The sequence below is a fragment of the Desulfovibrio sp. 1214_IL3152 genome (assembly GCF_036763055.1).
Lineage (GTDB): Bacteria > Desulfobacterota > Desulfovibrionia > Desulfovibrionales > Desulfovibrionaceae > Desulfovibrio.
The window spans coordinates 1-1,437 of sequence record NZ_JBAIYW010000439.1; the positions used below are offsets into that span (position 1 = coordinate 1).

The following is a 1,437-nucleotide window of genomic DNA, read 5'->3' on the forward strand; positions in this document are numbered from 1 at the left end:
TGCCCACCTGAAGCATGTGGACCTTGCCCGTGACGCCGCGGTGACCGCCTGGGCGGATCTGCGCGTCATCACCTCAGATGATCAGTGCCCCCGCTGCGGCGGGCGCATGGAGCTGACCAAGGGCATTGAGGTGGGGCATATTTTCATGCTCGGCCTCAAGTACAGCGAAGCCATGCACGCTGTTTTCCTGGACGAGAACGGCAAGGAGCAGACCATGATCATGGGCTGCTACGGCATCGGCGTTTCCCGTGTGGCCGCGGCTGCCATTGAGCAGAATCACGACGAAAACGGCATTGTTTTCCCGCCGCCGGTGGCTCCGTTCGAATGCGTGCTGCTCAATCTTGACCCCCGCAGCGAAGAGGTCAACGCCAAGGTTGAAGAAATCTACGCCCTGCTGCAGGGCATGGGCGTCGAAGTGCTGCTGGACGACCGCGAAGAGCGCCCCGGCGTCAAATTCAAGGACGCCGACCTGCTGGGCATTCCCATGCAGCTTGTGGTCGGCGGCAAGGGCCTTGGCCGTGGTATTGTGGAGTGCAAGGACCGCCGCACGGGCGAAAAGGGCGAACTTTCCGCCGCCAGTCTGGAGCAGGATTTTGCCGCATGGGCTGAAAAGGTGCGGCAGGGCTGGGCCAGCCGCTAGACAGTGTCGTCACGAGCGCCTTTCCCGGTATCTCTGCGTCGAACTTCGCCTTTTATTCCGGTCGAGCACCATAAGAGTACACTCCCTGCATAAAAGGCTCGTTCTCCTTGATATACCAAGGAAATTCATCTCGTGACGACACTGCCTAGAGCCTGCTTTTGAAATAAGCGCCGCCCGCAGAAATAATTTTTTGCGGGCGGCGCTTCATTGGTATAGTTTTCGGTTGCTGTTGCGGGTGCCGCGTCAGGCCGGGCTGCCACCGGGCGGGTGTCGGGTGGGGAGATGCCCGGGGGAACTTGCCCCGGTATTTCTTGGGGCCGCCGTCTTCCCTCCACAGCGTCAAAAAGATATGCTGACAAAACATCATGCAGGAAGCCATACTGACAGTCCGTGAGCTCACGGAACAATTGCGCAAAAGCCTTGAAGGGCGTTTTCCCTTTGTATGGGTACGGGGTGAGGTGACCAATTTCTCACGGCCCGGCTCCGGGCATGTCTATTTCAGTCTCAAGGATCAGGATGCGCAGTTGCAATGCGTCTGGTTCCGGCACATGCAGCGGCAGGCCGAGCAGGGTTTTGATCCGCTGACGGGGGAAGTTTTTGACGAACCCCGTGCTTCGCCCCTTGAACTTTTGCGCAATGGGCTGGACGTGCTCTGCGCCGGGCGCATCAGCGTGTATGCGCCGCGCGGGCAGTATCAGCTTGCTGTGGAACTGGTGCAGCCCGCAGGTGTGGGGCTGCTGGCGCAGGCATTTGAAGCAGGCAAGCGCAAGCTGGCCGCGCTGGGCTGGGGCTACGTG

General features: G+C 60.2%; 2 protein-coding genes. Both read left to right on the top strand.

The features are described 5' to 3' along the window. Positions 1-640 (top strand): His/Gly/Thr/Pro-type tRNA ligase C-terminal domain-containing protein (locus V6C07_RS09265; RefSeq protein ID WP_333536142.1); only part of this gene is annotated, 640 nt, incomplete at its 5' end. Between the two features lie 365 nt (positions 641-1,005). Then, a partial coding sequence (locus V6C07_RS09270) for an exodeoxyribonuclease VII large subunit (protein WP_333536144.1) occupies positions 1,006-1,437 on the top strand: 432 nt, incomplete at its 3' end.